Raw genomic sequence first — 1,933 nt, forward strand, 5'->3', positions numbered from 1 at the left:
CCCGCCGCCGTGACGATGCTGGAATGCGACGAGTCGCCCGCCGTGCGCGACCTTCTGCTGTGGCGCGACGCCCACATCCAGCGGCCCGTCGAGCCGGCGCCGGCGGAGATCCTGGCCCGCTGACCGGAACCGTCCGGGACGCGTCAGGCGCGGCCCTCCGCGACGTCGCGCGCCTTCGCCGTGCTGCGCCGGTCGCCCGGGTAGTGCACCGGCCGCATGCCGAGCACGATCTTGCCGCGGGCATGGCGTCGCTCCAGGTCGTCGAACGCGTCCTGCACCTCGGCGAGCGGGTAGAAGCCGGACACCAGGACGTCCACCTCGCGCTTGGCGGCCAGCTCGGCGACCGTGGCGAGCGTGCGCGATCGGTGCACGTCGTCCTCATCCACCGGCGGCAGGACCGCCTCGAGCTCGATCTCGCGGCGGGCGTCGCTGGAGCTGAAGCGGTTGGCGGGGATGCCGAGCTCCTCGGCGACCTGCTCGCCGCCGCCGAAGTTGTCGATGAAGCCCTGCACGCCGTTCGGGGCGGCCGCGCGGATGCGGTCGGCCAGGCCGTCGCCGTACACGACGGGCGTGACGCCGACCTGCCGCAGGTAGTCGAAGTTGCGCTCCCCGCAGGTGCCGATCACGCGGGCGCCGCGGCGCATGGCCAGCTGCGCCTCGATGCTCCCGACCCCGCCGGCCGCGGCCGACACGACGAGGGTGTCGCCCTCGCCCGGCTTGATGGCCTGGAGGACGTCGTGCGCCACGAGGCCCGCGAGGAAGAGGCCCCCGGCCACCTCCCACGGGAGCTGCGCGGGCTTCGGGACGACGTTGCCGGCGGGCACCACCACGTGGGTCGCGTGCGCCGCCATGACGGTGTGGCCGAGGACGTCCTGCCCCTTGCGGAAGCGGGTCACGCCCTCGCCGACCGCGGCGATGCATCCCGCGAAGTCGCTGCCCTGCCCGTTGGGGAAGGACGTGGGGACCTCGTCCGGGAACCGGCCCTGCCGGATGTACGCCTCGATGTGGTTGATGCCGGCCGCGAAGACCTCCACCAGCACCTCCCCGGGCCCGGGCGACGGCCGCGGGACGTCGACGACCTCGAGGACGTCGACGCCGCCGAATGACCCGAACTGCACCTGCTGGCTGGTGGATCGCGATGAAGGGCTCATGGCCGTCATCCTGCCGTCCCGGGACGCGACGCGCGAGGACGCGGAGGTGATCGTGAGACCTCGTTCGTACACTGGATGCGACGGGGATGCCGGGAGTCGGCCGCGATCGGAGAGCTGTGCAGAGGATCCTCGGTGCCGTGCGCCTGGTCGCCGCCCTCGTCGTGGTCGCCGCCCTCGTCGCGGACTTCGACTACGTGCAGGGGTTCACGACCTTCGCGGCCGAGAACTGGTTCAGCTACTTCACGACGCAGAGCGGCATGGCCGGTGCCGTCGTGCTCGCCGCCTCGGGGATCCACGCGCTCCGCGGGGGCGTGGAGCCGCCGCTGATGGCGGCCGTGCGGGCCGTGGTGCTCAGCTACGTCGTGGTCTCCGGCGTCGTGTTCGGCCTCATCGTGCTGGAGTCGAGCGCGCAGGCGTACTACGTCGAGGTGCCGTGGTCGAGCCGCCTGCTGCACTTCGTGATCCCCGCCTACGCGCTCCTGGACTGGACCCTCGCCCCCGGCCGGCCGCGCGTCACCTGGAAGGCCGTCGGGTGGGCCATGCCCTTCCCCCTCGTCTGGTGCGCGTTCACGGAGATCCGCGGCCCGCGCGTCGGGTGGTACCCGTACTTCTTCCTCGACCCCGCGCAGGTGGGGGTGCCGTTCGAGATCACGGCATGGCTGGCGCTCGTCGCGGGCGTGCTGGCGGGCGTGACGACGACCGTCGTGGCGCTCAGCCGCGTGCGGGCGGCGCGGGGTGCGGCGTCGGGACCGCCGGCTGCCGCCGGTGCGGGCATGCCCGCC

The 1,933-nt window shown here is 73.5% G+C and carries 2 protein-coding genes; one reads left to right on the forward strand and one right to left on the reverse strand.

Annotated elements, in window-relative coordinates; all coding sequences use genetic code 11:
• Positions 1 to 143: 143 nt before the first annotated feature.
• Positions 144 to 1,151 (reverse strand): NADP-dependent oxidoreductase, encoded by a 1,008-nt coding sequence (locus Q6969_RS15330; RefSeq protein WP_317231218.1) that lies wholly within the window; start codon positions 1,149 to 1,151, stop codon positions 144 to 146.
• Positions 1,152 to 1,267: 116 nt separating this feature from the next.
• On the opposite strand from Q6969_RS15330, the gene Q6969_RS15335 reads away from it, so the two are divergent.
• On the forward strand, positions 1,268 to 1,933 hold a 666-nt coding region (locus tag Q6969_RS15335), incomplete at its 3' end, for a Pr6Pr family membrane protein (protein ID WP_317231219.1).

This window comes from Clavibacter sp. MX14-G9D, from assembly GCF_032917815.1.
Taxonomy (GTDB): domain Bacteria; phylum Actinomycetota; class Actinomycetes; order Actinomycetales; family Microbacteriaceae; genus Clavibacter; species Clavibacter michiganensis_K.